The organism is Hymenobacter latericoloratus (assembly GCF_014199535.1).
Lineage (GTDB): Bacteria > Bacteroidota > Bacteroidia > Cytophagales > Hymenobacteraceae > Hymenobacter > Hymenobacter latericoloratus.
Genome location: NZ_JACHNV010000003.1, coordinates 841,311 through 866,091, shown reverse-complemented (window position 1 = coordinate 866,091; position 24,781 = coordinate 841,311). Strand labels below are relative to the sequence as shown.

Here is a 24,781-nt window from a genome sequence, read left to right as displayed (position 1 = left end):
GGGCTAACAGTCCGACCCGTTTTTTTTCAACATAATGCGGGCGGGCCCGTTCTATTTGGGCAATTTCGCCCCCGTTTCCTCGTTCTTCGCCCTGAGAAATATGTCCGTAGTACCCTATAAAGATGACGCCGCCGGCAAAAAGTCGCAGGTGGCCCAGATGTTCAACAGCATTGCCGGCAAGTATGACTTCCTGAACCACTTTCTGAGCGTGGGCACGGATATCTACTGGCGTCGGCAGGCCGTGAATGAGCTCAAGCAGCTGCGCCCGGCCCGCATTCTGGACATTGCCACCGGCACCGCCGACTTTGCCATTGAAACCCTGCGGGCTTCTACGCCGGACGCGCAGATTACGGGCGTGGATATTTCGGAGGGCATGCTGGAGGTAGGCCGCCGCAAGCTGGAGCAGAAGGGCCTGAGCCACCGCATCCGGCTGGAGCTGGGCGACTCCGAGAACCTGCCGTTTCCCGACAACCACTTCGATGCCGTGACGGCCTCTTTCGGGGTGCGCAACTTCGAGAACCTGGAAAAGGGACTGGCCGAAATGCGGCGGGTGCTGCGGCCCGGCGGCAAAATGGTAGTGCTGGAGTTTTCCAAGCCCACGGCCTTCCCCATGAAGCAGGCCTACAACTTCTACTTCAAGAATATTCTGCCGGTGTTCGGGAAATTGATTTCCAAAGACCGCGCCGCCTACACCTACCTGCCCGAATCGGTGCAGGCCTTCCCGGACGGACAGGATTTCCTGGCCATCCTGCGTAAAATTGGCTTTAACTCTCCCGCATGGCAACCCCTCACGTTCGGCATCAGCTCTATTTACACGGCTCAAAAGTAACCCGCTTGGCGCTGCTGGCCGTGGCCCTGGGCGTGCTGCCCTTCAGTGCCCAGGCCCAGCGCAAGAGCCGGACCAGCGCCAGCCGCGGCCGCAACGGACAAGTGAAATCAGTGACGGTAGATAACCTGCCGGGCTACGACAACCGGTGGCTGCACCTGGGTATGTACGTGGCCCCGCATTTTTCGCGCTACAAGATTGAGCAGGCTGCGGGCTACCCCGGCCAGGGCGTGTCGGCCAACTCCATCATTAGTCCCGGCTTCTCGGTGGGCTTTCTGAGCGACCTCCGGGTGGGCGACTACGGCGCCCTGAACTTCTCGCCGGGCGTGAGCTTTCTGACCCGCCGGATTGAGTTCAAGCCCTACGGCTACTCACCGCAAACCAGCAACGACCCCGCCGAGATTGAGGATCAGGAAATAGGCAGTACGCAGGTTGATTTGCCGGTGCTGTTCAAGCTGAAATCGGAGCGGCGGCGCAACTCGCGGGTGTACATTATCGGGGGCGTGCGGCCCAGCTTCAACATCGGGAACCGCCGCAAAGACCCCGAGGTAAACCTGCTGCAGGCTCAGAGCAGCGACATCGCGCTGGAGTATGGGGTAGGGCTGGACCTGTTTTACCCCTTCTTCAAGTTCTCGCCTGAACTGCGCTTTTCCCACGGCCTCCGCAACCTCTACAAGCCCGGCACCGACGTGTACAGCCGCAGCCTGCAGAGCATGAAAAGCAACACCGTAACCCTGTACCTGAACATCTGGTCGGGCCGCTAACCTTTTTTCCGCGAAATGACGAAAACAGCATTGATTACGGGGGCTTCCTCGGGCATTGGGCGCGCCACGGCCCTGGCGCTGGGTAAGGCCGGTTTCCGGCTGGTCCTAGCAGGCCGGCGCCGGGAGCGGCTGGAAGAACTGGCCCGGGAGTTGGGCGAAGTGCCTACCCACCTGCTGACCTTTGACGTGCGCGACCGGGCCGCCGTGGACGCGGCCGTGCAAAGCCTACCCCCTGAGTTTCAGGATATCGATGTGCTGATCAACAACGCCGGCAATGCCCACGGGCTGGCTCCCCTTCAGGACGGCGACCCCCAGGACTGGGACGATATGATGGATGGGAACGTGAAGGGCCTGCTCTACGTGAGCCGCGCCGTGCTGCCCGCCATGACGCGCCGCAACACCGGGCACATCATCAACATTGGCTCCATTGCCGGCCACGAAACCTATGCCAACGGCAACGTGTACTGCGCCTCCAAGGCAGCCGTGGCGGCCCTCACCAAAGGCATGCGCCTGGATTTGCTACCCCACCACATCCGGGTGGCGGAGGTAAACCCCGGCGCCGTGGAAACGGAATTCTCGCAGGTGCGCTTCAAGGGCGACACGGAGCGGGCCGCTACCGTGTACAAAGGCTTCGAGCCCCTGCGCGCCGAGGATGTTGCCGACCTGATTCAGTTTATGGTCACGCGCCCAGCCCACGTTAATATTGCCGAAGTACTGATTCTGCCCGCGGCCCAGGCGGCGGCAACTACAATTCGGAAGGACGCATAAAAGCCTACCCCTTGTAAAACCAGAAGGCCGCCCGTAGCAGGGCGGCCTTTGTTAGTTGAGAGCAGTCAGCTCCGCCTGATAGAGCTCGGTCAGCGCGGCGGCGTGTAGGGTGTGTTTTCCTTCGAAGCGAATCAGCCTGGGCTCAATCTGCATTGCGCGGAAGAACTGAAGCTGCTTCTGCAGGGCTTCTTCCGAAACAAACTCGTCCTCGGTGCCGCAGACCAGCGTAACCGGTAGCCGCTGCAGCAGCTGAGAGGCCACCGCAAAATCCATATCGGGCGGGAAAGCGCCGGCCCACAGCACCAGATGGGCTGGCCGGAACGGAGCCTGGGCCAGCCAGCGGCTAACCGTGGCGGCTCCCTGCGAGAAGCCCAGCACGGTAACGGCCACGGTGGGAGCAGCCTGAGCCAGAACGGTTTCGGTCAGTTGGTTGAGGTAGGCTGCATAATCCTCGATTTCCGTGAGGCGGTCTTCGCGGGTCATCCAAGTGGCACCTACCCGTCCGCCCGTACCCTGCAGGTAAAAGCGGGAAAGACCTTCGGGAGCGACAACAGCCAACCCAGGGTCAGTATCCGTCAGGAAGGCAAAGTGCCGGATAAAGTACATAGCCAGCTGCCCGTAGCCGTGCGCCACAATCCACACCCGGCGCGTAGCCGCGGAAAGCTCGCCTAACTGGTAGTACCGGGCCGTGCGAACTACGGGCAAGTGGTGTTCTTGAGCAGGCATAAAGCGGGAAGATGGGAAATAAAGGAACTGGTGAGCGGGGCGTTCTGCTGGCTTAGTTGCCCGGCTTGCACGCGCCGCTCACCTGGTCACTATTTCACCGCCGGCAGGTCGTCGGAAGAAAAACCGAAGGGAAGCAGGTCGGAAAGGGAGTGAAACCGATAGATGCTCCCGTTAGGGCCCTGCAGCAGCAGCGGGATGGGCTGTTTCTGGCGGTGCTCATACTCGGCCATTACCTGGCGGCAGGCTCCGCACGAGGTAACCGGCACAAACTCGCCCTGGGCGGGGCGGGCGGCCACGGCCATCCCCAGAATCCGGCGTTCCGGCTGAGAGGCAGCTAAGCCAAACAACGCCGTGCGCTCGGCACACAGGCCCGAAGGGAAAGCCGCATTTTCCTGATTAGTGCCCCGAAAAATGGTGCCATCGTCGAGGAGCAGGGCCGTGCCCACGTGGAAGTGGGAGTAAGGCGCGTAGGCGTGGTCAGTGGCCGCGCGGGCCGCCTGCCAGGTGGTAGCTTCGGCTGGGGTGAGGTCGGCTTCGGAGGCCACCACGTCAAGGGTGATGGTCAGGTGGAGGGGTTGGGCCATCGGGGGCAGGAAAAGAACGGCCCGGTTCCGGCTGGCGGCCCCGGGTAGTGAAAAGGGGCGGTGAATGTACAACTATTTTGCATACTGACACGGTGACCCGCAAAAAATCCGCGTCTGCGGTGCCAGTCTGGCGCGGCCGGCTTGCCCCGTAGCGGCCCGGCCCGGGGCAGGCCAGGCGGCGGCTATGCCGCAAATTTCTAATATTGGCCGCGGGCTCTTTTCCCAGCCCGCGTCTCCCGCCCTTCCACCCCGCTTACCGCTATGACCCGTGTTCTGCTTCTGGGCGCCGGCCGCTCGGCCTCGTCTTTACTGCATTATTTGCTGCACCACGCCCCAACCGAAGGCTGGCAGCTTACCGTGGCTGATGCGCAGCCCGCGCACCTGGCACCCGTACTGGCCGCTCATGCGGCCTACGCGCGGGTCGTGCCATTTAACCTACAGGACGAAGCCGGCCTGGAAACCCTGGTCAGCGCGGCCGACGTTGTGATATCCATGCTGCCGGCCCTGCTGCACGGCCCCGTAGCCCGGGCCTGCGTGCGGCATGCCCGCCATCTGGTAACGGCCAGCTACGTGAGCGAAGAAATCCGGAGCCTGCACCAGGAAGCTCTGGCGGCCGGCATCACTATTCTGATGGAGTGTGGCCTCGACCCCGGCCTGGATCATATGTCGGCCATGCGGCTCCTGACCAGTATCCGGGGTAGGGGCGGGCAGATTACGGCCTTTAAATCGTACTGCGGGGGGCTGCTGGCGCCCGAGGCGGAAGGAAGTAATCCGTGGAAGTATAAGTTTACCTGGAATCCGCGCAATGTGGTGCTGGCTGGCCAGGGCACGGCTAAATATCTTGAGAACGGGCGGCTGCGCTATATTCCGTACCAACAGCTGTTTGCCCGCGCCGAAAGGATGTGGGTGCCGGGGGTAGGGGAGCTGGAGGGGTATGCCAACCGCGACTCCCTGGGCTACCAGCAGCCCTACGGCCTGCAAAACGTACCAACGCTGCTGCGCGGCACCCTGCGCCGCCCCGGCTACTGCGCCGCCTGGCACGCGCTGGTCCGGTTGGGTCTCACCGATGATGCCGTGCACCTGGGCAACCCCGCCACCCTCACCTGGGCCGAGCTGGTGGAGGCCTACCTGCCGGCTGGAATGGAGGCCATGCGCCTGCCCGAGCGGGTAGCCGCTTACTTAGGGCTGGAAGTATCGGGGCCGGAAATGCAGCGCCTGGAGTGGCTGGAGTTGTTTTCGGAGCGCCCCGTGGGGTTGCCCGATGCCACCCCGGCCCAGCTGCTGGAGCGCCTGCTCACCGAAAAATGGGCCCTGCAGCCCTCCGACCACGACATGATTGTGATGCAGCACCAGATTGAGTTCACGCTGAATGAGACACCGCACGTAGCCACTTCCTCGCTGGTAGTGGTGGGCGAGGATACCGTGCAGACGGCCATGGCCAAAACGGTGGGTCTGCCGGTAGCCATGGCCGTGCGGCAGCTGGCCCGCGGCACCTTCGGGCAGCGAGGGGTAGTCATTCCGACCTTACCCGAACTCTACGAGCCTATTCTGGAAGAACTGGAGCAGGATTACGGAATTCAGTTCATGGAAGAGGAGCTGGCTGCCCATGTGCCGACCGGAGCCCGGTAGCGGCCTCGCAAGCTGGTAAAATAGAACCCAGTCCGGCGCGTTCAACAGCCTATGCGAAACTATTTACTGCTGCGGGCCCGGCTGCTGGTCCGGTTGCTGCGCGAGCTGGGCTGGTGGCGGCTGCTGCTGCTGGGTGGGCTGCTCGGGCTGGCTACGGCGCGGGCCCTGGTAGTAGCGGCCGGCAGCGCGAAGGCAGCGTGGCTGGTACCCGTGGTAGTGGCGGGGCTGCTCTGGAGCCTGCACCGGCAGCGGCCGGATTTTTTGTTTCTGCAGCTAACGGCCCCCGGTTTCCGGCCCTGGCTGGCGGCGGAGTATGCCTTGCTCAGCCTGCCGGCCGCTGGGGTGCTGGTGGGCTGTGGGCGCCCGGGAGCCGCCCTGCTTACCCTGGTGCTGGCCGCCGGGGTAGCGCTGGCGCCGCCGGCTACGGCTCGTGCCGGCCGTCGTCATCGTCAGAGTATGTTTCGGAGCGTGGCATTTGAGTGGGTTGGCGCCAGCCGCCGCCGCGGCGCCGGGCTGCTGTGGCTGGGGCTGCTGGGGGCGGCGGCCGCTACCCGCCACACCGCCACCGGACCCGCCCTGGCCGTGGTGGGGTGGCTGCTGGTGCTGCTGGAAGTGTACGGCCCCGTGGAGCCCTGGGCCTGGCTGCTGCCTGCCCTTACCTCGCCGGGTCGCTGGCTGCGCGGACGGGTAGGGTGGGGGCTGCTGTATTTCGGCCTGACGGTGGCCCCGCTGGCCGCTGTGCTGGCCCAGGGGCCGGCCGGAGCCGGGGGCACGGCGGCTTTGTTGCTCTGGTGCGCCGTGGTGCTGACGATGGTAGTACTAGCCAAATACGCTTTCTACCCGCACGCTACCCTGGCCCGCCTCACTCAGGCGGGAGCAGTGGTGGTTGGGTTTTCTATTCTGGGCAGCAACCCGGCATTTGGGGCTTTGCTGGCGGCTTGTTTTCTGGGGCTGGGGCTGAAAAGCCACCGTCGTTTAGCCTACTATCAGCATGCTTGAGATTCGCGGTTTACGCAAAGCGTTTGGCCCTCACCCCGTTCTACACCACATCGATCTGACTTTGCGGCCCGGTACCCTGCACGGACTGGTAGGCGCCAACGGCGCCGGCAAAACAACCCTGTTGCACTGCCTTTACGGCCTGCATACAGATTATGCGGGCACGGTGCGGGAAACTACGGGCCTGTCCCTCCGGCAGCACACGGGCCTGTTGCCTTACGAGCCCTACTTCTATCCGCGCATTACCGGCCGCGAGTACGTAGAATTCTGCCTGCAGGCCCGCGGCCGACCCGTGCCCGACCTAACCGGCTGGAACTACCTGCTGGAACTGCCGCTGGATCAGTACGCCGAGGAGTATTCGGCGGGCATGAAAAAGAAGCTGGCCTTGCTGGCGCTGCTGGTGCAGAACTTCCGCTACCTCATCCTCGACGAGCCCTTCAATGGCCTGGATTTAAGCACGAATTTGCTGGTAATGGAAGTGCTGCGCCGACTGCGGGAGCAAGGAGTTGGCATTCTGCTTACCTCGCACCTGCTGGGCTCCCTCACCGAGCTGTGCGACGAAATAACCGTGCTGGCCGAGGGCCGGGTGCTGCGCCACTACCCCGCCACCCACTTCGGGCAACTGCAAGCCGACCTGCTCGATACCCTGCACCAACAAAAACTCGCCCACCTGCGGCAGTTGCTGCCCGATGTCTAACGCCCTGCCCCGTTACAAGGCCAGATAAAAGGGCCCTAGCAACTCCCGGAACGGTTCGGAGTAGGCTTCCTCATTTCCTTCGTGCAAAAAAAGCGGCTGCTCCCGCACTACCCCCAACTGGTGGCCAAAGCCGGTAATGTGGCGCAGGGCCTTGCTGCCCGGCCGGTGATGCACCACCAGGCGGGTAGTGGGGTAGAGGCCGGCCGCGGCGGCTTCCCGCTCGAAGTGGAGCATTTCGGGCGGGGGTAGCAGCACGGTGAGCAGCCCGGCCGGCGTCAGAAAATCGGCGGCGAAACGGGCCAGCTCGGTGAACGTGAGCGAGTCGGGGGCGGTGTGGCGGGCGGTGGTGCGGCCGGCGCTGGGGGAGCGCAGCGAATTGCGGAAGAACGGCGGGTTACAAATGATACAGTCGAAGGGGGCGGGCTGGGTGGCAGCAAATGCTGCCAGCGGCTGCGCGTGCAGCAGCAGGCGCGCACGCCAGGGGCTTGAGTGGAAGTTTTCAGCGGCCTGAGTTGCCGCCGCCGCGTCCAGCTCCACGGCTTCGATATAAGCTTCCGGGTTGCGCTGCGCCGCCATCAGGGCCAGCAGGCCGGTGCCGGAGCCAATGTCCAGAATACGGGTAGCGCCCTCCACAGCTGCCACGGCGCCCAGCACGCAGGCGTCGGTGCTCACCTTCATGGCACACGCGCCCTGCTCTACCCGAAACTGCTTGAACTGGAAGTAGGAGTTGGGCATACTACCCCCGCTTGGCTTCAATCAGCTCGTAGCCCTCGTCAATCAGCAGCTTGCCCTGGGTGGCGCTCCATACGGCCAGTTGGTCGCACCGCTCATTTTCGGGGTGGCCGTTGTGGCCGCGCACCCAACGAAACTGCACGGTGCGCTGCTTGTACACTTTCAGGAAGCGGCGCCAGAGGTCCTCGTTGGCTTTCTTGCCGAAATCGGGCTTGTTGGCCCACCCGAATACCCAACGCTTCTCTACCGCATCCACCACGTAGCGCGAGTCGGTAACCACGGTAATGGGCAGCTCGGGGCGGTTGATGGCTTCCAGGCCTACAATCACGGCCAGCAGTTCCATACGGTTGTTGGTAGTAAGGCGGAAGCCCTGGGTCAGCTCTTTCTCGTGCTGCCCGAAGCGCAGCAACGCCCCGTAGCCGCCGGGCCCTGGGTTGCCCCGCGAGGAGCCGTCGGTGAATAAGTGAATCAAGGGAACAGGGAAAAAGCGTGTAGGGAGCGGGGCTTGCCCCCGCCCGTTGGTCGCGCCGTAGTTACAATTCCGCATGTGACGCGGACGCCGGGCGGGGGCAAGCCCCGCTCCCTACACTGGTAATTAAAAATTACTTTTAAACAGTTTGATGGCAATGGCCAGCAGAATGACGCCGAACACGCGGCGCAGAATATCCTCGCCGGCCTTGCCCAGCTTGCGCTCAATCCAGGCCGAGCTTTTCAGCACCAGGTACACAAACACCAGGTTTACCAGCACGCCCGCCAGCACATTGGGCAGCTGATAGGCCGCCCGCAGGGAGAGCAGCGTCGTCATGGTGCCGGCGCCTACAATCAGCGGAAACGCCAGGGGCACGATGGAGCCCGTGGAAGCCAGCGGGTTGTGCTTGAACAGCTCTACCCCCAGAATCATCTCCATGCCAATAAGAAAGATGATGATGGCGCCAGCCAGAGCAAACGACTGAAAATCAACCCCGAACAGGGAAAGGATGCTCTGGCCCAGAAACAGAAAGGCCACCATCAGCAGCCCCGCCACCAAGGTTGCTTTCTCCGACTCAATCTTGCCCTCGCGCTGCCGGATCTGGATGATAATTGGGATGGAGCCCAGAATGTCAATGATGGCGAAAAGCGTGAGCGTGACGGAGGCAATTTCCTTGAAGCTGAACATGAATCGCTGATTGACGCTGATTGATCGTGATTTCGCTGATTTTAGGCTCTGGAGAGTGGTGTTGGCGCTTAGTGCAACACGCTGAATGTCGATTTCTTGAGCGGTACGTGGGGTGGCTGGCTCACTGAACAAAAAATCAGCGAAATCAGATGAATCAGCGTTAATCAGTGATTTAGGCAAACTCCCGGGCGAAGAACTGCACCAACTGCTCGAAGGCCGCGTCGGGGATGGCGGGGAAGTTAGCAATGCGCAGGCTGGTAGGCTTCCAGCTGCCGTAGCCGCTGCCCAGCTGCAGGCCCTGGGCCAGGGCCCGACGCTTTACTTCCTCGATGAGGGTAGGGGCGCCCTGCAGTCCAATGACCGTGGTGGAGCGGGCCTCGGGGTTGGTGATGAGGGGGGAAAGCTGGGTGGCCTGGTCGAAGTAGTCGTAGAGCTTGGTGGCGCGCTCCTGCAGATGCTGATGAATGGCTTTGATGGGCGCCCGGTCGGCCATGACGCGGCTCAGCAGGTAGATGCCCAGCACGTTGGGGGTGTGGGTGGTCTGGTAGTTGAGCATTTTCTCGTACTGGGCCGTGAGCGAGTTGTAGTGGCTGCGCTCATTGATTTTGCGCAGGCGCTCCACAGCCCGGGGTGAAAGCAGCATCACGGAAAGGCCCGCCGGCAGCCCGAAGCACTTCTGCACCGAGGCGTACCAGATATCGGCCTTGATGTACTTGAGCTGAATACCGGCCAGGGAGGAGGTAGCATCTACGGCCAGTAGGGCGTTGCCGGGCAGGCGGTTATAGATGTTGAGCACCACCCCGTCGCGGAGCTGGGTGGCGTTGCTGGTTTCGTTCTGCGTGATGCATACCAGGTCGGTTTGCTCATCGAGGCCCGGCAGGCGGTGCACGTCCGGAATTTCGTCGGGCCCGAATTGGATGCCGGTAGTAGCCGGGCGCAGGGCCTTGGCGTACTCAAACCATTTTTCGCCAAAAGCCCCGTTGTAGAGGTGGAAGCTCTTGGTGGGAGTGAGGCTCTGGGCCAGCACTTCCCAACACTCTGTGGCCGAGCTCATAAAGAACACGGTGTAATCCTGCGGCACGTTGAGCTTGTTTTTCAGCTCCTGCACCGTCTGGCGCATCAGTTGCACAAACCGCTCACCGCGGTGCTGGGCCGAGAGCCAGCCCTCATCAAAGGCATCCTGCAGGTATTGGCGCACCTGCGGATACACTTGCGAAGGGCCGGGATTGAATGTATACATAGGAAGAGAAGGCTAGGGAAATGGAAACGCAAAGGTATGGATTGGGGGCCGGGGTGATGCGGTAAAAGGTGATGGGGTGATGGGGTGATGAAGTGAAGAGGTGATGAGGTGAATGGAGGTAGGTTCCAGGGCGAAGCCCTGCTTGCGCCATGTGCGCCGCTGGAACGATATCCGCCTACCCCTTGGTATCCGCCAAAGCCTTGGCACGGCACCTGTTACTTGTCACTATTCACTTGTCACCATTCACCTCCTCACCAAAAATCAAACCTTAAACCCCACCCGTTTGGGGCGTTGGCCGTCGAAGTAGTGCAGGGCCAGTTTGTAGCTCTCGAGCTTGAAGCCGCTGATGCTGCCCACGCAGTTGCGGCCCAGCAGGCTTTTCTGGCGGAACTCCTCGCGGGCGTGCAGGTTGCTCAGGTGCACCTCCACCACAGGCGTATGAATGGCGGCAATGGCATCGGCCAGGGCCACGCTGGTGTGGGTGTAGCCACCCGCATTCAGCACAATGCCGTGGTAGCTGAAGCCCACCTCGTGCAGCTTGTCAATCAGCTCGCCCTCGTGGTTGCTCTGGAAATGCTCCAGCTCAAACTGCGGAAAGGCTTCGCGCAGCTCGGGCAGGTAGTCCTCAAAAGAGCGGGAGCCGTAAATGCCCGGTTCGCGCCGCCCGAGCAGGTTGAGGTTGGGGCCGTTGAGCAGGAGGATTTGCATAGGGGAGAGGGCTAGGAGGTAGGCGAAATACAGGAACAAAGGTATTGCCATTCCGGGCGCAACCGAAGCCCTGGCCCGCTACGGCAGCTACTAACTCCTACTTTTGCGGGTAGCACCCCGTGCTTTCCAGTTCCTACCCCGCCTCCTATGTCCACCTGGTCTATTGCGCTCAAACAGTTCGAAGGCTACCTGCAGCTTGAAAAGTCTCTTTCAGCCAACTCCGTGGAAGCCTACGTGCGCGACGTGCAGAAGCTGCGCCAGTACCTGGAAGTAGAAAAGCTCCCGGCCTCGCCCCAGCAGGTAACCACCCGCATTCTGCGCGACTTCCTGGCCTGGCTGGGCAGCCTGGGCATGACGGCCACTTCGCAGGCCCGTACTCTCTCGGGCATCAAGGCCTTCTACCGCTTCCTGATTATGGAGGACCTGCTCACGCTGGACCCCACCGATACGCTGGACGCGCCCAAAACCGGCCGCAAACTGCCCGACACGCTCAGCTACCCCGAAATTGAGCAGATCCTCGACGGCATCGACCTGAGCACGCCCGAGGGCACCCGCAACCGGGCCATGCTGGAGGTGCTGTACAGCTCCGGCCTGCGCGTGAGCGAGCTGACGGGGCTGCGCCTTTCCAACCTCTACGCCGACCAGGGCTTTGTGCGGGTGCTGGGCAAGGGCAGCAAGGAGCGGCTGGTGCCCATCGGGCGCGATGCGCTGAAGCACCTGGGCTTCTACCTGCAGGGCATCCGGGCCCACCTCGACATTAAGCCGGGGCACGAGGATACCGTGTTTCTGAACAAGCGCGGGGCGGGCCTCTCGCGCGTGATGGTGTTCAACATCATTAAGGCCGCCGCCGAAAAAGCCGGTGTCCGCAAGAGCATCAGCCCGCACACGTTCCGGCACAGCTTTGCTACCCACCTCATTGAAGGCGGCGCCGACCTGCGGGCCGTGCAGGAAATGCTGGGCCACGAGAGCATCACGACCACCGAAATCTACACCCACCTCGACCGGGACTACCTGCGTCAGGTGATTACGGAGTTTCATCCGCGCAGCTAACCAGCACCAGCCCGGCGGCTCAGCTGGCCTGGCGCTGGCAGCTACTCAGCCACTCCACGGCCTCATACTGGTTATCAAAGACCTGAATTTCAAACTGCGCCAGCAGCCGCTGCCCCGATGGGTAAAACCAGGAGTTGACGGTGGCAGTGGGCTGGGGTACGTGCGCAATGTAGCGCAGGCCGGCCGCCGCCGCCGCTGGCCCCCACTTGGTAGCCAGCCACTCCAGAGAATCAAACCAGGGCCCCTGAATGCCGCTGTTGTCATTGAGCAGGCAGGAGCAGTTGAGCTGCCGAAGCAGCTGCAGGCCCACGGCGGCGCCATCGTGCGCGTAATCAGGGCTAACGTAGCCCGTCCAGGTAGCATTCAGCCAATGATGGGCTTCATCATAGACTATGCGGCAGAAGTTGGGACTGCCGGGTGCAGAAAGTAGGCGCTGATGCATACAACACGGGAAAGGAAATAGAGGAGTAACTATATATAACGGCGCGAATAGCCGGGTGGCTGAGCCTCCCGAAAGGAAATTTTACTTTTGCCCCGACTGCTTTCTTCAGCTATTATGCCCGAATATACTACGGGAAAGCCCTGGCGGCTTTCCGCCTTCCCGCCGTTGCTCTGGGCCGTAGCACTCCTGCTGACGTTAAGCCTGGCCTACGCGGCCCAGTCGGGAGCTACTTACATCCTCATCGACGATAACCTGGACACGGAGCTGGCCCCGCCGTATGCACTGCTGCAGGAAGGCAAGGCGCTTGATTACCGCTCTACCACCCGCGTGGATCGGTTGATGAACGGCCTGCCCCGTAACGCTCTGCGGCCCGGGTTGCAGCCTTTGGTCGGGCTGATGGCCCTGTTCCCGCCGCTGGAAGCTTACCTGCTGCACGAGCTGCTGGTGCGCCTGGCGGGGTTGCTGGGCATGTACCTGCTGCTGCGCCGCTACGGCTTGCCCGGCCCCCGGCTGGCAGCCCTGTGCGCTGGCCTGGCGCTGGCCTGGGCCGTGCTGCCGGCTTACACCGCCTACGGGGTTTCGGTGCTGGGGCAGCCCTGGGTAGCGCTGGCCCTGCTGAACCTGCGCCGCGGCCCCGGCCGCTGGTCCGACTGGCTGGTGCTGGTGGTGTTTGCCTTTTGGTCGAGCTTGGTGCTGGCGGGTATGTTTGTGCTGGCGGCGGCCGGGCTGTTGCTGCTCCGGGACACCTGGCGCCACCGCCGGATAGCGTGGCGGCCGGTGCTGGGGCTGCTGGTGCTGGGCATAAGCTACGGGGTAGTAGAATATCCGCTGGTGTACTCGCTGCTGGTGAAGCGGCAGTTCGTGCCCCACCGCCTCGAATTTGACTACGCCCGCCTGGCGCCTGGTGGGGTAGGGGTAGGACTGGCCAGTGCCGGGCGCTACCTGCTGCTGGGGCAGTACCATGCCGGCTTGTTTCTGCGGGCCGCCCCGCTGCTGGCAGCCGGGTTGGCGCTGGCCTATGCGCCAGCCGGTGCCGCCCGGCGGCGCTTGCTGCGGAAGCTGCTGGCGGGGGTGGGCGTGCTGGTGGGGGTAGCCCTGTTCTGTGGCTTTTACCCTCAGTTGATAGGGGTAGTGCAGCAGACGGTGCCCCCGCTGCGGGCGTTCAATCTTTCCCGCTTCCACTTCCTGACCCCACTGCTCTGGTTCGGGGTCCTGGCGTTCAGCCTGCGCCACCTGCCGGGGCCCGGCCTGCGGGCTGCCCTGGTGGGGCTACAGCTCCTTCTTGGGTTGGGTATGAACACCGAGTGGACTCTGAACGTGCGGCGCCTGCTGGGCCGGCTGCCCGCCACCGAGCCTACCTACGCTGCCTACGTGGCCCCGGAGCTATTTAGGCGCATCCGGCAGGATGTAGAGGCGCGTACCGGCCAGCAGCCGGCCCGGTACCGGGTAGCCTGCCTGGGTTTTGCGCCGGCCGTGGCTTCGCTCAATGGATTTTACACCCTGGATGCTTACCAGAACAATTACCCCCTGGCCTACAAGCACCAGTTTCGGGAGCTGATTGCTGGGGAGTTGGCCCGGAGCCCGGAGCTGCGTACCTACTTCGATGCCTGGGGCAACCGGTGCTACTTATTTTCGGCGGAGCTGGGCAAGAACTTTCGGGTAGCAGCGTTGCCGGAGCGGGCGGTTGCCCACTGGGCTTTTGATGCCCGGTCGTTCCGCCGGTTGGGTGGGCGCTACGTGCTGTCGGCGGCCCGGTTGCTCCACCCCGAAGCCAGCAACCTGCGGCTCTTGGGCGAGTATGCTGCCCCCGGGGCCTACTGGCACATCTGGCTGTACGAAGTGCGCTAGCCGCCTGCGGCTGGGCAGGGAAAGAAACGCATTGCCCAGGCCCGATGTGCACTTGGGCAACACCGCGTGGCACTATTTCCCGACCTCACCTAATCAGCACCTTAGCAAATTAGCCCATCGGCGCATCACATAATTGCCTAGATTTGGTCTTTGGCGTGTCTCTAATGGCTAAAAATACCTACAAGCAACCCTCCTCTGCGGCCCCCGGCCGCGCCAACGAGCCCCGGCCGGCAGCCGAGCCGCGCGCGGCCCGTAACCAGCCCCGCAGCGTTGAGCCGGAACCCGTTCGCGAAGCCCGGCGCAACGAACCTGCCCGGGCCTCTAAGCCGGCGGCCCCCAAGGCGGCCCGCAAACCCCTGAAGCTACCGGCCATCAACCTCAGCGGCCTGTTCGGCTTCCTGCGCGACCGGCGTTTTCAGCTGTTCCTGGGCTTCTTCTTCCTGATTGGCTCCATCTACCTCACCATTGCCTTTATTTCCTTTCTGTTCACGGGCCACGCTGATCAGAGCGTAACCGAAACGGTAGGCCGCACGCCGCTCAAGGAAGCAGGCCAGGAAACCGGCAACTGGCTGGGGCTGGTGGGCGCTATGCTGGCCCAGTTCCTGATTCAGGATGGCTTTGGGGTAGCAGCCTTCGCGGCTATTCCCATTGTATTCTTTATCGGCTACAAAATTGTGTTCCGGCGGGCGGGCGTGTCGTTCACCTACGTGTTGGCCTTGTGTCTGTTCACTATGCTGTGGCTGAGCGTATTGATGGGCTACGTGGTGCTCACCATCCAAAGCCCCGACGTGGACCCGGCCCTGGCGCACAGCCTCGATTTCCTGTGCGGCGGCGTGGGTTACGAAACTGCCTTCTGGCTCGATAGCCTCATTGGCTGGGGCACGGTACTGCTGCTGGCGTTCCTGCTGATTTCCTTCGTGGTGTTCTTCTTCAACGTCACCAGCCTCAACCTGAACCTGCGCCGCAGTGCCGGCGAAGAGGATGAGGACGACACGGACGAGGAACTAGCGTTTGCGCCGGCGGGCCGGGGCAACTTCGTCGCTACCCCCACTGCAGCCTTCGAACCCGATGAACCCCAGGAAGATACCCTGGGCATTACGCTCAAGCGGGTAGGCCCCCTGGCCGCCCAGCCCGAGCCGCAAGAGGACGAGCAGGAGGAAGATTCAGCACCACAGCCCCAGCGTACCGGACCGGTAGCCGGCGCAGCGCCAGCCTTCAGCGTTGTCAGCCCGGTTCCAGCAGCCGCTGCTTCTGCTTCAGTAGCCGCGGGCGGGTTAGCCGCCGCTTCGGCTGTGCCTGTGAATGTGGCCGCTACGGCTGGAACGGCCCTGACTGGCGCCGCCGCCGCTCTGGTTGCTACCCCCTCAAGCGGCCCTAGCTTCTCTATTGAAATGCCGGAGGCAGACGTGGCCCCCGCCCCCGTAGCCCCCAAAGCCCCGGCCGCGGTGGCCAGCGTGCCTACCCCCTTGTCCCTGGCCGATCTGGTGGCCGATGATACGCCGTTGCCGGCGCCCGTTGCGCCCGTAATGGCACCCGTGGCCGCAACTACGGGCGTGCCGGCTGGGCTCTCCTTTGAGGTGGAAGACGCTACTACCTCCACCCACGAGCTGGACCCCTCGGCCGGTGCCGATATGGCCGTTATTGCCGAGGAAGACGAGGAAGAGGAGGCCATGCCCACCGGCGAGTACGACCCGACCCTCGATTTGCCCCGCTACCAGTACCCGACTCTGGAACTACTGAATGACTACGGGGTAGCTAAAGCGCAGGTAACCAAGGAGGAGCTGGAAGCCAACAAGGACCGTATTGTGGAAACCCTGGGGCACTACGGCATCAACATCGCCTCCATCAAAGCTACCATCGGGCCCACGGTTACGCTCTACGAAATCGTGCCCGACGCCGGGGTGCGCATCTCCAAAATCAAGAGCCTGGAAGATGACATTGCCCTGAGCCTCGCGGCCCTCGGCATCCGCATTATCGCGCCCATTCCGGGCAAGGGCACCATCGGTATTGAGGTGCCGAACACCAAGAAGGAGATGGTAAGCATCCGCTCGGTGTTCAACACCGACAAGTTTGTGGGCACCGAAATGGACCTGCCCATTGCCTTCGGCCGCACCATTACCAACGAGGTGTTCGTGGTGGACCTGGCCAAAATGCCCCACTTGCTCATGGCCGGGGCTACGGGCCAGGGTAAATCGGTGGGTCTGAACGTGATTCTGGCCTCCTTGCTCTACAAGCGCCACCCCTCGCAGCTCAAGTTTGTGCTCGTCGACCCCAAGAAGGTGGAACTGAGCATCTTCAACAAGATTGAGCGCCACTTCCTGGCCAAGCTGCCCGAGTCGGAAGAGCCCATCATCACCGATACCAAGAAGGTAGTGAACACGCTCAACTCCTTGTGCATGGAGATGGACAAGCGCTACGACCTGCTCAAGGACGCCGGCTGCCGCAACCTGAAGGAGTATAACCGCAAGTTTGTGGAGCGCCGCCTCAACCCGAAAAAGGGCCACCGCTACATGCCCTTTATTGTGCTGGTGATTGACGAGCTGGCCGACCTGATGATGACGGCCGGCAAGGAGGTAGAAACCCCCATTGCCCGCCTGGCCCAGCTGGCCCGCGCCATCGGGATTCACCTGATTGTGGCTACCCAGCGCCCCTCCGTGAACGTTATTACGGGTATCATCAAGGCCAACTTCCCCTGCCGGATTTCCTTTAAGGTGACTAGCAAAATCGACTCGCGCACCATTCTGGATGCCGGAGGCGCCGACCAGCTCATCGGGCAGGGCGACATGCTGATTTCCCAGGGCTCTGACATTATCCGGGTGCAGTGCGCCTTTATTGACACGCCGGAGGTGGACCGCCTCTGCGACTTCGTGGGCGAGCAGCAGGGCTACCCCAACGCCTACGAGCTACCCGAAGTGCCCGGCGAGGCCGGCAGCGGCAACGGCGACGCCGACGACTTCGACCCTTCGGATCGGGACTCCATGTTCGAAGAGGCCGCCCGCGTGATTGTGCTGCATCAGCAGGGCAGCACCTCCCTGATTCAGCGCAAGCTCAAGCTGGGTTACAACCGCGCCGGCCGATTAATTGACCAATTGGAACACGCGGGCATCGTCGGGCCGTTTGAGGGTAGCAAGGCCCGCGAAGTCCTGATTCCCGACGAATACAGTTTGGAACAGTTGTTGAATAGCCTGCCCAAGTAGGAGAAAGGAAAACAGAACTTAGCCCTCTTCGTTCTGTTATTCTCTGACTCTCATTTAAACCTTATCTGAAGTTTCGGCTCTCAGATCCAACTCCTTCCAAAGACACCTCTCTTTTTGCAATGAAAAAATATCTCGCCCTGCTCGCCCTTTCCGTGTCGCTGACTACTGTCGTCACGGCCCAGCAGGACCCCAAAGCCGGCAAGATTCTGGACCAGATGAGCGCCAAGTATCAGGCGATGAAGGCCTTCAAGGCTACGTTCACCCAGACCCTGGAGAATGACGCCGCGAAGGTGAAAGAAAACCTGTCGGGCGATATTACGGTGAGCGGTCAGAAGTTCCGGCTGAAAATGAGTGGTCAGGAGGTCATCAACAACGGCCAGACCATGTGGACATACATGAAGGCTGAAAATGAGGTGAACATCTCCGACTACGAGCCCGAGGACCAGGAAATTTCGCCTTCCCAGATCTACACGCTCTATAAAAAAGGCTACAAGTACGCCTACGTGCAGGAAGCCAAGGAAGGCGGCGAGGTGGTGGACGTCATTGAACTCTCGCCCGAGGACCGCAACAACCCCGTGTACAAGGTGCGCCTGAAGGTTGGCAAGACGGACAAAGCGGTGAAAAGCTGGCAAATGTTCAAGAAGAACGGCAACCGCTACACCTACCGCATCAGCAAGTTTCAGCCCAACGTGCCGGTGGATGCTACCACCTTCAACTTCGATAAAACCAAGTACAAAGGCGTGAAGGTGATTGACCTGCGCTAGTTTTAGTGCTGCCAAGATGGCCGGCCCGCTTCTGCTACCTGCAGGGGCGGGCCGGTTTGTTTTACTTCACTGCTGGTTAAAACTCTTCGCCTTGAAGCTGCGCAAACTTTAAGGCTGCTCCCTGGTGCTTGAACCGGGCCGCCCAGCGAAAATATTCCGTGACGTTGGCGCGGCGGGCCGGCAACAGGTGCGGGTACTGCAGCCCAACGCAGCCCAACGTGTAGAGCGCCTGGGTGGCTACGGCTTTGCTGCGGGCTTCCAGTAGTTGTTGAAGGTAGCAGATCCTCTCCTCGGGCCGGACAGTGTTTGTGGGGTGCTGCCAGGCTTCGGCCAGGCGCTGCAGGGCCAGGCAGCTTCCGCCGGCTACGGCCCGCTTCAGCCAGCGCTGGGCCGCTGCCAGGTGGGTTGGTCCGCCCAGGCCGCGCAACAGGCAGGTTCCCAACAGTTGCATGGCCTCCGAGTGGCCCTGCCGCGCGGCTTGCCGGGCCCAGTAGCGGGCCTGAGCATAATTCTGCACTACTCCTTCGCCGTAAAACAGCCTATGAGCCGCCTCAAATTGCGCGTCGCGGTAACCCTCCGCGGCCAGGCCCCGAAACAGCAGCCAAGCCTGCACACGGTTGCGCGGAACTCCCAGGCCATTGTCGTAGGCAACGGCCAGGTTGTAGCGGGCCAGCCGGTGCCCCGTAGTGGCGGCTTGCTGCAGCCAGTACACTGCCTTTTGCAGGTCCTGCGGTACGCCCCAGGCTTCGCCGTAGGCTAGCCCCAAAAAGCTCATGGCGCTGCCGTTGCCGTGCTCGGCGGCCTCGTGCAGCAGCACCAGCGCCCGCCGGATGTAGCGGGAACTGTAGTTGCGCGTAAAGCGGGAGCGGTAGAAAAAAGTCAGGGCCCGGCGGATGGTGTCCGGCAGAACCCGCGAATCAGAGTAGAGGTGTGCCAAATAGGAAAGAATGATGAAAGCCTCCTAAAGATAGCACAGATCTTCTATCTTTAGGAGGCTGAGGAGGTTATTTTTACATTACTATACTTGTATTATCCCGCTATGCAAGAAGACTTTCTGCACTACGTCTGGCAGCACCAGTATTTCGATAAAACCAGTTTGCAGACCGAGGACGGACAGCCGATAACCGTACTGCGGCCCGGCCAGCGCAACCCCGATGCCGGCCCCGATTTCCTGAATGCCCGCCTGCAGCTGGGTGAGGTGGAGTGGAACGGCGCCGTGGAAATTCACATCCGCGCTTCTGACTGGCACCGCCACCAGCACCAGACCGACCTCAAGTACGACCAAGTGGTGTTGCACGTCGTGTACACCGCCGACCAGGAGGTAGCCCGCACCGATAACTCGGTGGTGCCGGCCCTGGCCTTGAGCAGCCGCATTGCGCCGCCCCTGCTGGCAACCTACGAGCGGCTCCGGGAGCAACCCCCCGAGGCCGCCCTGCCCTGCGCGCCGCTGCTAACCCGCGTATCGGAGCTGACGCGCACCATGATGACCGGCCGCACCCTCATGGAGCGGGTAGAGCAAAAGGCCGACCTGATAACGGCCCTGCACCAGCAGCAGGGTCAGGATTGGGAGGCCACCAGCTGGCATGCGCTGGCGGCCGCCTTCGGCTTTCAGAAAAACACCGAACCCATGGCCCGCCTGGCTAAAGCCCTACCGCTGTCGGTAGTGCGGCGCCACCGCCACGACGCGCGCCAGTTGGCCGCGCTGGTGTTTGGGCAGGCCGGCTTTCTGGAAGATGCCGGCCCCACGGATGCCTACCTGCAGGATTTGCGGCAGGAATTTGGTTTCCTGCGCCACAAGTACAACCTGAGCGGCACGGCCCTGGCCCCCCACGACTGGAACTTCCTGCGGCTGCGGCCGGCCAACTTTCCCACGGTGCGCCTGGCCCAGCTGACGGGTCTGCTGCACGCCCGGCCCACGTTGTTTGACGTTTTGCTAAGTGCCCGCGACATCCGGGCCCTGGAGCAGTTCTTTGCCACCCCGCTGCCCGAGTATTGGCAAACGCACTACCGACCCGGTAAAGCAGGAAAGGTAGCCGTGCTGGGCCGTAGCAGCATTCATTTGCTGGTGACAAACTTGGTTGTGCCGTTGCGGGTAGCCTACGCCCATTATGTGGGCAACCCGGAGCAGGTAGAGGCCGCGGTTGCTCTGCTGGACCAGCTGCCCGCCGAGCAAAACCACGTACTGGACGTGTACGAGCTGGCCGGCTTCCGCAACGCCACCGCCGCCGACTCGCAGGGGCTCCTAGCCTTGCACCGGCGCTACTGCGAGCCGCGCCAGTGCGTGCGCTGTGCCATCGGGGGTAGTATCTTGCGCCAGCGCTAGCCCGCGCCTCGGTACATCATTCTTGCTTTTCCTTAACCCTCACCCATCTTGCTTCACCTGCTCCTTGCTCTGGTTTTGAATGTAGCGCTGGTGGGGGCGGTGTACGGGTGGGTAGGGCGGGCGCGGCGTATCCCGGATGTGGGGCGCTGGGTATTGCCTACGTTAGGGCTTAAGCTGGTAGCCACGGGCATTTCCATAGCGGTACTGAGCGAGGACGCCGGCTACTTTCTGGTGTGGGCCGGCCGCATGAGCGAGCAACTGTGGCAGGCGCCCGGCCAGTGGCTGCGGATGCTCCCCACCGATGCGTTTCACTGGGGGCGCTGGCACCTGGTGTTTCACGGCTTTTCCAACACGCTGTTTCTCGTGAAGGTGCTGTCAGTATTGAACCTGGCTAGCGTGGGCAACGCGCTGCTGAATGGGTGCTACCTGTCGTTGTTCAGCTTTATCTGCAGCTGGGAGCTGGTCCGCCAGCTGCGGCTGCGGTGGCCAGGGGCTACGCCCGGCAGCGCGGTAGTCGGGTTCCTGCTCTGGCCCACGGTGGTGTACTGGACCTCAGGATTAACTAAGGAAAGCCTGCTAGTGGGCAGCGGCGCGCTGGTTCTGGCGCTGGTTATCCGGCTGGCTTACGTTAGTGGAGGGCGTCAGGGCTGGTTAGGCCTGGGGCTGCTAGGGGTCGTAGTCTTGCATTTCAAGATGCGCTATTTCTTCGCTGTTATCCTGTTTGGGTGTTTGGCGGGGCTGGGGCTGATCCGGGTGGTGCAGCACCTGGGTGGGGCCCGTACCCGGGTGGTGCAGGCGCTGCTGCTGCTAGCCTTGCTGAGCGCAGGAGCCTGGACCGCCAGTGAGGTCAGTCCGGTTTTTCGGGCCAATAAATTTACTTCCCAACTGCAGCGCAACTACTCCGATCTGCTTAAAATCTCCGAGGGCCGGCCCCACCTGGAGTATCCCGACCTTAAACCAACCACTGAAAGCGTAGTGCTGCACTCGCCCCGGGCCGCCGTCAATGCCCTGACCCGGCCCTGGCCCTGGGAAGGAAGCTCGGTGCTGTATCGGCTGGCGGGCCTCGAAAATCTGGGGCTGCTGGTGGCCCTGTGCATTGCCGCTCTGGCGGTAGTGCGGGGCCGGGCCGGGCAGCTGCCGTTTGCCTTGGTGCTGGCCCTGCTGGTGTACTGCCTGGTGCTGGCTGCCCTGCTGGGGCTCACCACCCCCAACCTGGGCACCCTGAACCGGTACCGCGTGACGTTTCTGCCCTTTCTGGTGCTGCTCCTGCTGCAAAACGACTACGCCGCTACCCTGCTGCGAAGGTTCAGGCTGTAGTAGGGGTAGGCAATGCCGGGCTTCCAAGCTGCGACTCCAGTCCGGTTCAAGCTCCGATAGGGGGTAGGCGCAAGCCTGGGAGCAAAACCGCCGTGGCCGTTGTTCTACCCCTTCTACATCGCGCGTGCTCGGCCTAGCCGGCAGAACGTGTATCTTTGCCCTCCCAAAACAACTTCTCCCCGGCCGCCCCGCGGCCGTTTTCGATACTATGGAAAACCCTGTCATCATCCTGGGCGCCCAAGCCGTCGGCACCGCCGCCCTCGATGCCTTTCAAAGCAACGATGTGGTAGTGTACTGCCTGCTCGACGACAACGCCGCCCTGCAGAACACCGAGCTCAACGACGTGCCCGTGATGGGCAGCACCGACGACAAAGAGCTGCTGAAGCTGCTGGGCAAAAAGTGCGAAGTATTTGTGGCTACCGAGGACACCGCCAGCCGCCGCAGCCTCACGGGCATGCTGCGCCAGGAATATGAGGTAGCCCCCGTCAACGCCATCCACCAGCGGGCCAGCGTGTCGGCGCACGCCTGGCTGGGTCACGGCATCCTTATCGGGGCCAATGCCGTGGTGGCTGGCACCGCCAAAGTCGGTGACGGCTGCATCCTGGGGGCCAACGCCGTGGTAGATGTGAAAGCTGAAATGGGCGACTACTCCCAACTGGGCGCCGGCGCCATCCTCAATGCTGAAGTAACGGTAGGGGAGCTGGCCTTCATCGGGGCTGGAGCAGTAGTGGTGGCCGGCGTGAAAATCGGGGCCAAAGCCCGCGTGGGTGCCGGCTCCGTGGTGGTAGCCGATGTGCCCGCCGGCCAGACCGTGTTCGGCAACCCAGCGCAGTTAATTAAGAATTAAGAATGAAAAATTAAGAATTAGGCAGTGCCACTTCTGAGTGAATACTCCTGATTCCTGATAGTTAATTCTTAATTCCTAATTCTTAATTCTTAATTGAATATGGACTACCTCGTTCTGCTGTACTACTGCTACACGCCCATCGAGAATCCGGAGCAGTTTCGGGAGGAGCATCACCGGCTGTGTCTGAGCCTGAATTTGCTGGGGCGCATCATCGTGGCCTCCGAGGGGCTGAACGGCACCGTGTCGGGCCGGCGCGCCGATTGTGAGGAGTACATGCGCTTAGTAAAGGCCGATCCGCGCTTTGCGGCCCTGGAGTTCAAAGTGGAGGAGGCCCCGGCCCACACCTTCCAGAAGCTACATGTGCGCGTGAAACCCGAAATTGTGCACGTAGGCCTGCCCCACATCAAACCCTACGAGCGTACCGGCATTCACCTCTCGCCCACGGAGTTCCGCGACCTGAAGGACCAGGACGACGTAGTGGTGCTGGACGTACGCTCCGACTACGAGCACCACCTGGGCCGCTTCAAAAATGCCATTACCCTCGACATCGAGAACTTCCGCGAGTTCCCGGAAAAGGTGCAGGAGCTGGAGCAGTTCAAGGATAAGAAGATTCTGACGTACTGCACCGGCGGCATCAAGTGCGAGAAGGCCTCGGCTTTCCTTCTGGAACAGGGTTTCGAGAACGTGTACCAGCTGCACGGCGGCATTATTAAGTACGGGCTGGAAGCCGGCGGCGAAGATTTTGAGGGCAAGTGCTACGTGTTCGATGGCCGCGTAGCCGTGGATGTGAACAGCGTGAACCCCAGCATCATCAGCCACTGCCACCACTGCCACACGCCTTCCGACCGGATGGTGAACTGCGCCAATCCGCACTGCAACGCCCACGTGCCGCTCTGCGAGGCCTGCGGCCAGCAGCTCGACGGGGCCTGCTCCCCCACCTGCCAGGAGCACCCCGACAAGCGCCCTTACGATGGAACCGGCGCCTACCCCAAGAATAGCAACAACTACAATCCCGAGCAGGGCCTGCTCTCGTACCGCGCCCCGGTGCGGTAAGAATACCAGCTCGCTTCATTTGTCATCCTGAGCGGGAGCGAAGGACCTTGTTACGCCAGAGCTACCACCGTACAAACGGCTCATTCTGGCGTGAGAAGGTTCTTCGCTCCGCTCAGGATGACGTGCTTTTTAGCCAGCGATATTCCATCGGCCCGAACCCAAACTGCGGTTTTTGCCGTACCATTGCACCTTTCTTTTCTAAAAATCCCCCCGTTATGCCCATCGCCGAATCGGAGCTGATCCTTAACAAGGACGGCAGCATCTACCACCTGAACCTGCTACCCGACCATCTTTCCGAAACCATCATCACCGTCGGCGACCCGGAGCGCGTACCCACCGTTAGCCAGCACTTCGATTCCATCGAAACCAAGATTCACAAGCGCGAATTCGTGACCCACGTGGGCTACTACCGGGGCAAGCGTCTCACGGTTATCAGCACGGGCATGGGTACCGATAACATCGACATCCTGATGAACGAGCTGGATGCGCTGGTGAACATCGACTTCGTGACGCGCGAGCCCCGCCCCCTGGAGGAGCGCATCAGTCTGCGCATTGTGCGCGTGGGCACCAGCGGTTCGCTGCAGGCCGATATTCCGGTGGGCTCCCTGCTGGTGTCGGAGCACGCCGTGGGCCTGGACTCGCTGATGCAGTTCTACCCCCTGGTAGAAACGGGCCTGGAGGTGGAGGTAGCGCGCGGCGTGCAGCAAAGCCTGCAGCTCGACTACCGCCCGTACTGCGTGCGCGGCTCCGATTTGCTGCGCGAGCAGCTGGGCGCGGGCATGGTAACGGGCAACACGCTCACCTGCCCCGGTTTCTACGGTCCCCAGGGCCGCGTGCTGCGCCTGGACCTGCGTATGGCCAACCTGATTGAGCAGTTCCAGCAGTTCCGCTACCACAGCGCCGAGGGCGAGTTCCGCCTCACCAACTTCGAGATGGAAACGGCCGGCTACTACTCCCTGGGCCGCATGCTGGGCCACGAGGTGACGTCGCTGAACGCCATTGTGGCCAACCGCGCCACCGGCGAATTCGCCGCCAACTCCGAGCAGGTAGTAAACGACCTGATTGCCAAAACCCTGGAGCGGATATAGACAGGTAGTCATGGCGAGGAGGCACG

General features: G+C 62.1%; 24 protein-coding genes. 15 read left to right on the top strand and 9 right to left on the bottom strand.

Features of this window, described 5'->3' with window-relative positions; translation table 11 throughout:
- Positions 1-100 precede the first annotated feature (100 nt).
- Genes ubiE through GGU46_RS14225 form a run of 3 tightly spaced genes read left to right on the top strand, consistent with a single transcriptional unit; the run spans position 101 to position 2,358 of the window.
- Positions 101-829, top strand: coding sequence for a bifunctional demethylmenaquinone methyltransferase/2-methoxy-6-polyprenyl-1,4-benzoquinol methylase UbiE (gene ubiE / locus GGU46_RS14235; protein ID WP_183404202.1), 729 nt, complete (start codon positions 101-103; stop codon positions 827-829).
- Positions 778-1,590 carry a type IX secretion/gliding motility protein PorT/SprT gene (porT, locus tag GGU46_RS14230; protein WP_183404201.1) on the top strand — a complete coding sequence of 271 codons (813 nt, stop codon included), beginning with the start codon at positions 778-780 and terminating at the stop codon, positions 1,588-1,590. Before ubiE ends, porT begins: the two co-directional genes overlap by 52 nt.
- A 15-nt stretch (positions 1,591-1,605) precedes the next feature.
- Positions 1,606-2,358 (top strand): SDR family NAD(P)-dependent oxidoreductase, encoded by a 753-nt coding sequence (locus GGU46_RS14225; RefSeq protein ID WP_183404200.1) that lies wholly within the window; start codon positions 1,606-1,608, stop codon positions 2,356-2,358.
- Between the two features lie 51 nt (positions 2,359-2,409).
- Here the strand turns inward: GGU46_RS14225 and GGU46_RS14220 are convergent, their stop codons facing one another.
- Together GGU46_RS14220 and cdd are read right to left on the bottom strand one after the other, a co-directional pair.
- A complete protein-coding gene (locus GGU46_RS14220; protein ID WP_183404199.1) occupies positions 2,410-3,084 on the bottom strand; it encodes an alpha/beta hydrolase in 675 nt (224 codons plus the stop codon).
- Positions 3,085-3,173: 89 nt separating this feature from the next.
- Entirely contained in the window at positions 3,174-3,668 is a 495-nt protein-coding gene (gene cdd / locus GGU46_RS14215) for a cytidine deaminase (protein WP_183404198.1), read from the bottom strand.
- 261 nt (positions 3,669-3,929) lie between these two features.
- On the opposite strand from cdd, the gene GGU46_RS14210 reads away from it, so the two are divergent.
- From GGU46_RS14210 to GGU46_RS14200, 3 genes are read left to right on the top strand one after another with little or no spacing between them, the layout of a single operon-like run.
- The gene (locus GGU46_RS14210; RefSeq protein WP_183404197.1) at positions 3,930-5,297 is read left to right on the top strand and encodes a saccharopine dehydrogenase C-terminal domain-containing protein; all 1,368 of its coding nucleotides are present in this window, start codon (positions 3,930-3,932) and stop codon (positions 5,295-5,297) included.
- 51 nt (positions 5,298-5,348) lie between these two features.
- Positions 5,349-6,296, top strand: coding sequence for a hypothetical protein (locus GGU46_RS14205; protein ID WP_183404196.1), 948 nt, complete (start codon positions 5,349-5,351; stop codon positions 6,294-6,296).
- Entirely contained in the window at positions 6,289-6,990 is a 702-nt protein-coding gene (locus tag GGU46_RS14200; RefSeq protein WP_183404195.1) for an ATP-binding cassette domain-containing protein, read from the top strand. Before GGU46_RS14205 ends, GGU46_RS14200 begins: the two co-directional genes overlap by 8 nt.
- 12 nt (positions 6,991-7,002) lie before the next feature.
- Here GGU46_RS14200 and GGU46_RS14195 read toward each other — a convergent pair whose 3' ends face one another.
- The 5 genes from GGU46_RS14195 to aroQ form a co-directional block, all read right to left on the bottom strand.
- Entirely contained in the window at positions 7,003-7,725 is a 723-nt protein-coding gene (locus tag GGU46_RS14195; RefSeq protein WP_183404194.1) for a tRNA1(Val) (adenine(37)-N6)-methyltransferase, read from the bottom strand.
- A 1-nt stretch (position 7,726) separates the two neighbouring features.
- Positions 7,727-8,194: a ribonuclease HI gene (rnhA, locus tag GGU46_RS14190; RefSeq protein ID WP_139922429.1), complete on the bottom strand. Its 468-nt coding sequence runs from the start codon at positions 8,192-8,194 to the stop codon at positions 7,727-7,729.
- Between the two features lie 123 nt (positions 8,195-8,317).
- Positions 8,318-8,878: a MarC family protein gene (locus GGU46_RS14185; RefSeq protein WP_139922426.1), complete on the bottom strand. Its 561-nt coding sequence runs from the start codon at positions 8,876-8,878 to the stop codon at positions 8,318-8,320.
- A 172-nt stretch (positions 8,879-9,050) separates the two neighbouring features.
- Entirely contained in the window at positions 9,051-10,118 is a 1,068-nt protein-coding gene (locus GGU46_RS14180; protein ID WP_183404193.1) for an aminotransferase class V-fold PLP-dependent enzyme, read from the bottom strand.
- 261 nt (positions 10,119-10,379) lie between these two features.
- Positions 10,380-10,826: a type II 3-dehydroquinate dehydratase gene (aroQ, locus tag GGU46_RS14175; RefSeq protein WP_183404192.1), complete on the bottom strand. Its 447-nt coding sequence runs from the start codon at positions 10,824-10,826 to the stop codon at positions 10,380-10,382.
- Between the two features lie 147 nt (positions 10,827-10,973).
- On the opposite strand from aroQ, the gene xerD reads away from it, so the two are divergent.
- Positions 10,974-11,876, top strand: a complete 903-nt coding sequence (gene xerD / locus GGU46_RS14170) for a site-specific tyrosine recombinase XerD (protein WP_183404191.1) — start codon at positions 10,974-10,976, stop codon at positions 11,874-11,876.
- A gap of 19 nt (positions 11,877-11,895) precedes the next feature.
- On the opposite strand, the gene GGU46_RS14165 is transcribed toward xerD, so the two are convergent.
- Entirely contained in the window at positions 11,896-12,318 is a 423-nt protein-coding gene (locus GGU46_RS14165) for a hypothetical protein (protein ID WP_183404190.1), read from the bottom strand.
- A gap of 114 nt (positions 12,319-12,432) precedes the next feature.
- Between GGU46_RS14165 and GGU46_RS14160 the strand changes: the two genes are divergently transcribed.
- The 3 genes from GGU46_RS14160 to GGU46_RS14150 all read left to right on the top strand — a co-directional run bounded on the left by GGU46_RS14160 (position 12,433) and on the right by GGU46_RS14150 (position 18,127).
- Positions 12,433-14,166: a DUF6044 family protein gene (locus GGU46_RS14160; RefSeq protein WP_183404189.1), complete on the top strand. Its 1,734-nt coding sequence runs from the start codon at positions 12,433-12,435 to the stop codon at positions 14,164-14,166.
- Between the two features lie 164 nt (positions 14,167-14,330).
- The gene (locus tag GGU46_RS14155; RefSeq protein ID WP_183404188.1) at positions 14,331-17,363 is read left to right on the top strand and encodes an FtsK/SpoIIIE family DNA translocase; all 3,033 of its coding nucleotides are present in this window, start codon (positions 14,331-14,333) and stop codon (positions 17,361-17,363) included.
- Between the two features lie 119 nt (positions 17,364-17,482).
- Positions 17,483-18,127 (top strand): LolA family protein, encoded by a 645-nt coding sequence (locus GGU46_RS14150; protein ID WP_183404187.1) that lies wholly within the window; start codon positions 17,483-17,485, stop codon positions 18,125-18,127.
- Positions 18,128-18,203: 76 nt separating this feature from the next.
- On the opposite strand, the gene GGU46_RS14145 is transcribed toward GGU46_RS14150, so the two are convergent.
- Positions 18,204-19,064, bottom strand: coding sequence for a tetratricopeptide repeat protein (locus GGU46_RS14145; RefSeq protein WP_183404186.1), 861 nt, complete (start codon positions 19,062-19,064; stop codon positions 18,204-18,206).
- A 102-nt stretch (positions 19,065-19,166) separates the two neighbouring features.
- On the opposite strand from GGU46_RS14145, the gene GGU46_RS14140 reads away from it, so the two are divergent.
- The 5 genes from GGU46_RS14140 to GGU46_RS14120 all read left to right on the top strand — a co-directional run bounded on the left by GGU46_RS14140 (position 19,167) and on the right by GGU46_RS14120 (position 24,755).
- Positions 19,167-20,450: a DUF2851 family protein gene (locus GGU46_RS14140; protein WP_183404185.1), complete on the top strand. Its 1,284-nt coding sequence runs from the start codon at positions 19,167-19,169 to the stop codon at positions 20,448-20,450.
- A 48-nt stretch (positions 20,451-20,498) separates the two neighbouring features.
- A complete protein-coding gene (locus GGU46_RS14135) occupies positions 20,499-21,767 on the top strand; it encodes a hypothetical protein (protein WP_183404184.1) in 1,269 nt (422 codons plus the stop codon).
- Between the two features lie 208 nt (positions 21,768-21,975).
- On the top strand, positions 21,976-22,614 hold the full coding sequence (locus tag GGU46_RS14130) for a NeuD/PglB/VioB family sugar acetyltransferase (protein ID WP_183404183.1): 639 nt from the start codon (positions 21,976-21,978) through the stop codon (positions 22,612-22,614).
- A 99-nt stretch (positions 22,615-22,713) separates the two neighbouring features.
- Complete coding sequence (trhO, locus tag GGU46_RS14125; protein ID WP_183404182.1) at positions 22,714-23,667, top strand: oxygen-dependent tRNA uridine(34) hydroxylase TrhO; 954 nt, start codon at positions 22,714-22,716, stop codon at positions 23,665-23,667.
- A 215-nt stretch (positions 23,668-23,882) separates the two neighbouring features.
- Entirely contained in the window at positions 23,883-24,755 is an 873-nt protein-coding gene (locus GGU46_RS14120) for a nucleoside phosphorylase (protein ID WP_183404181.1), read from the top strand.
- Positions 24,756-24,781: the final 26 nt, after the last annotated feature.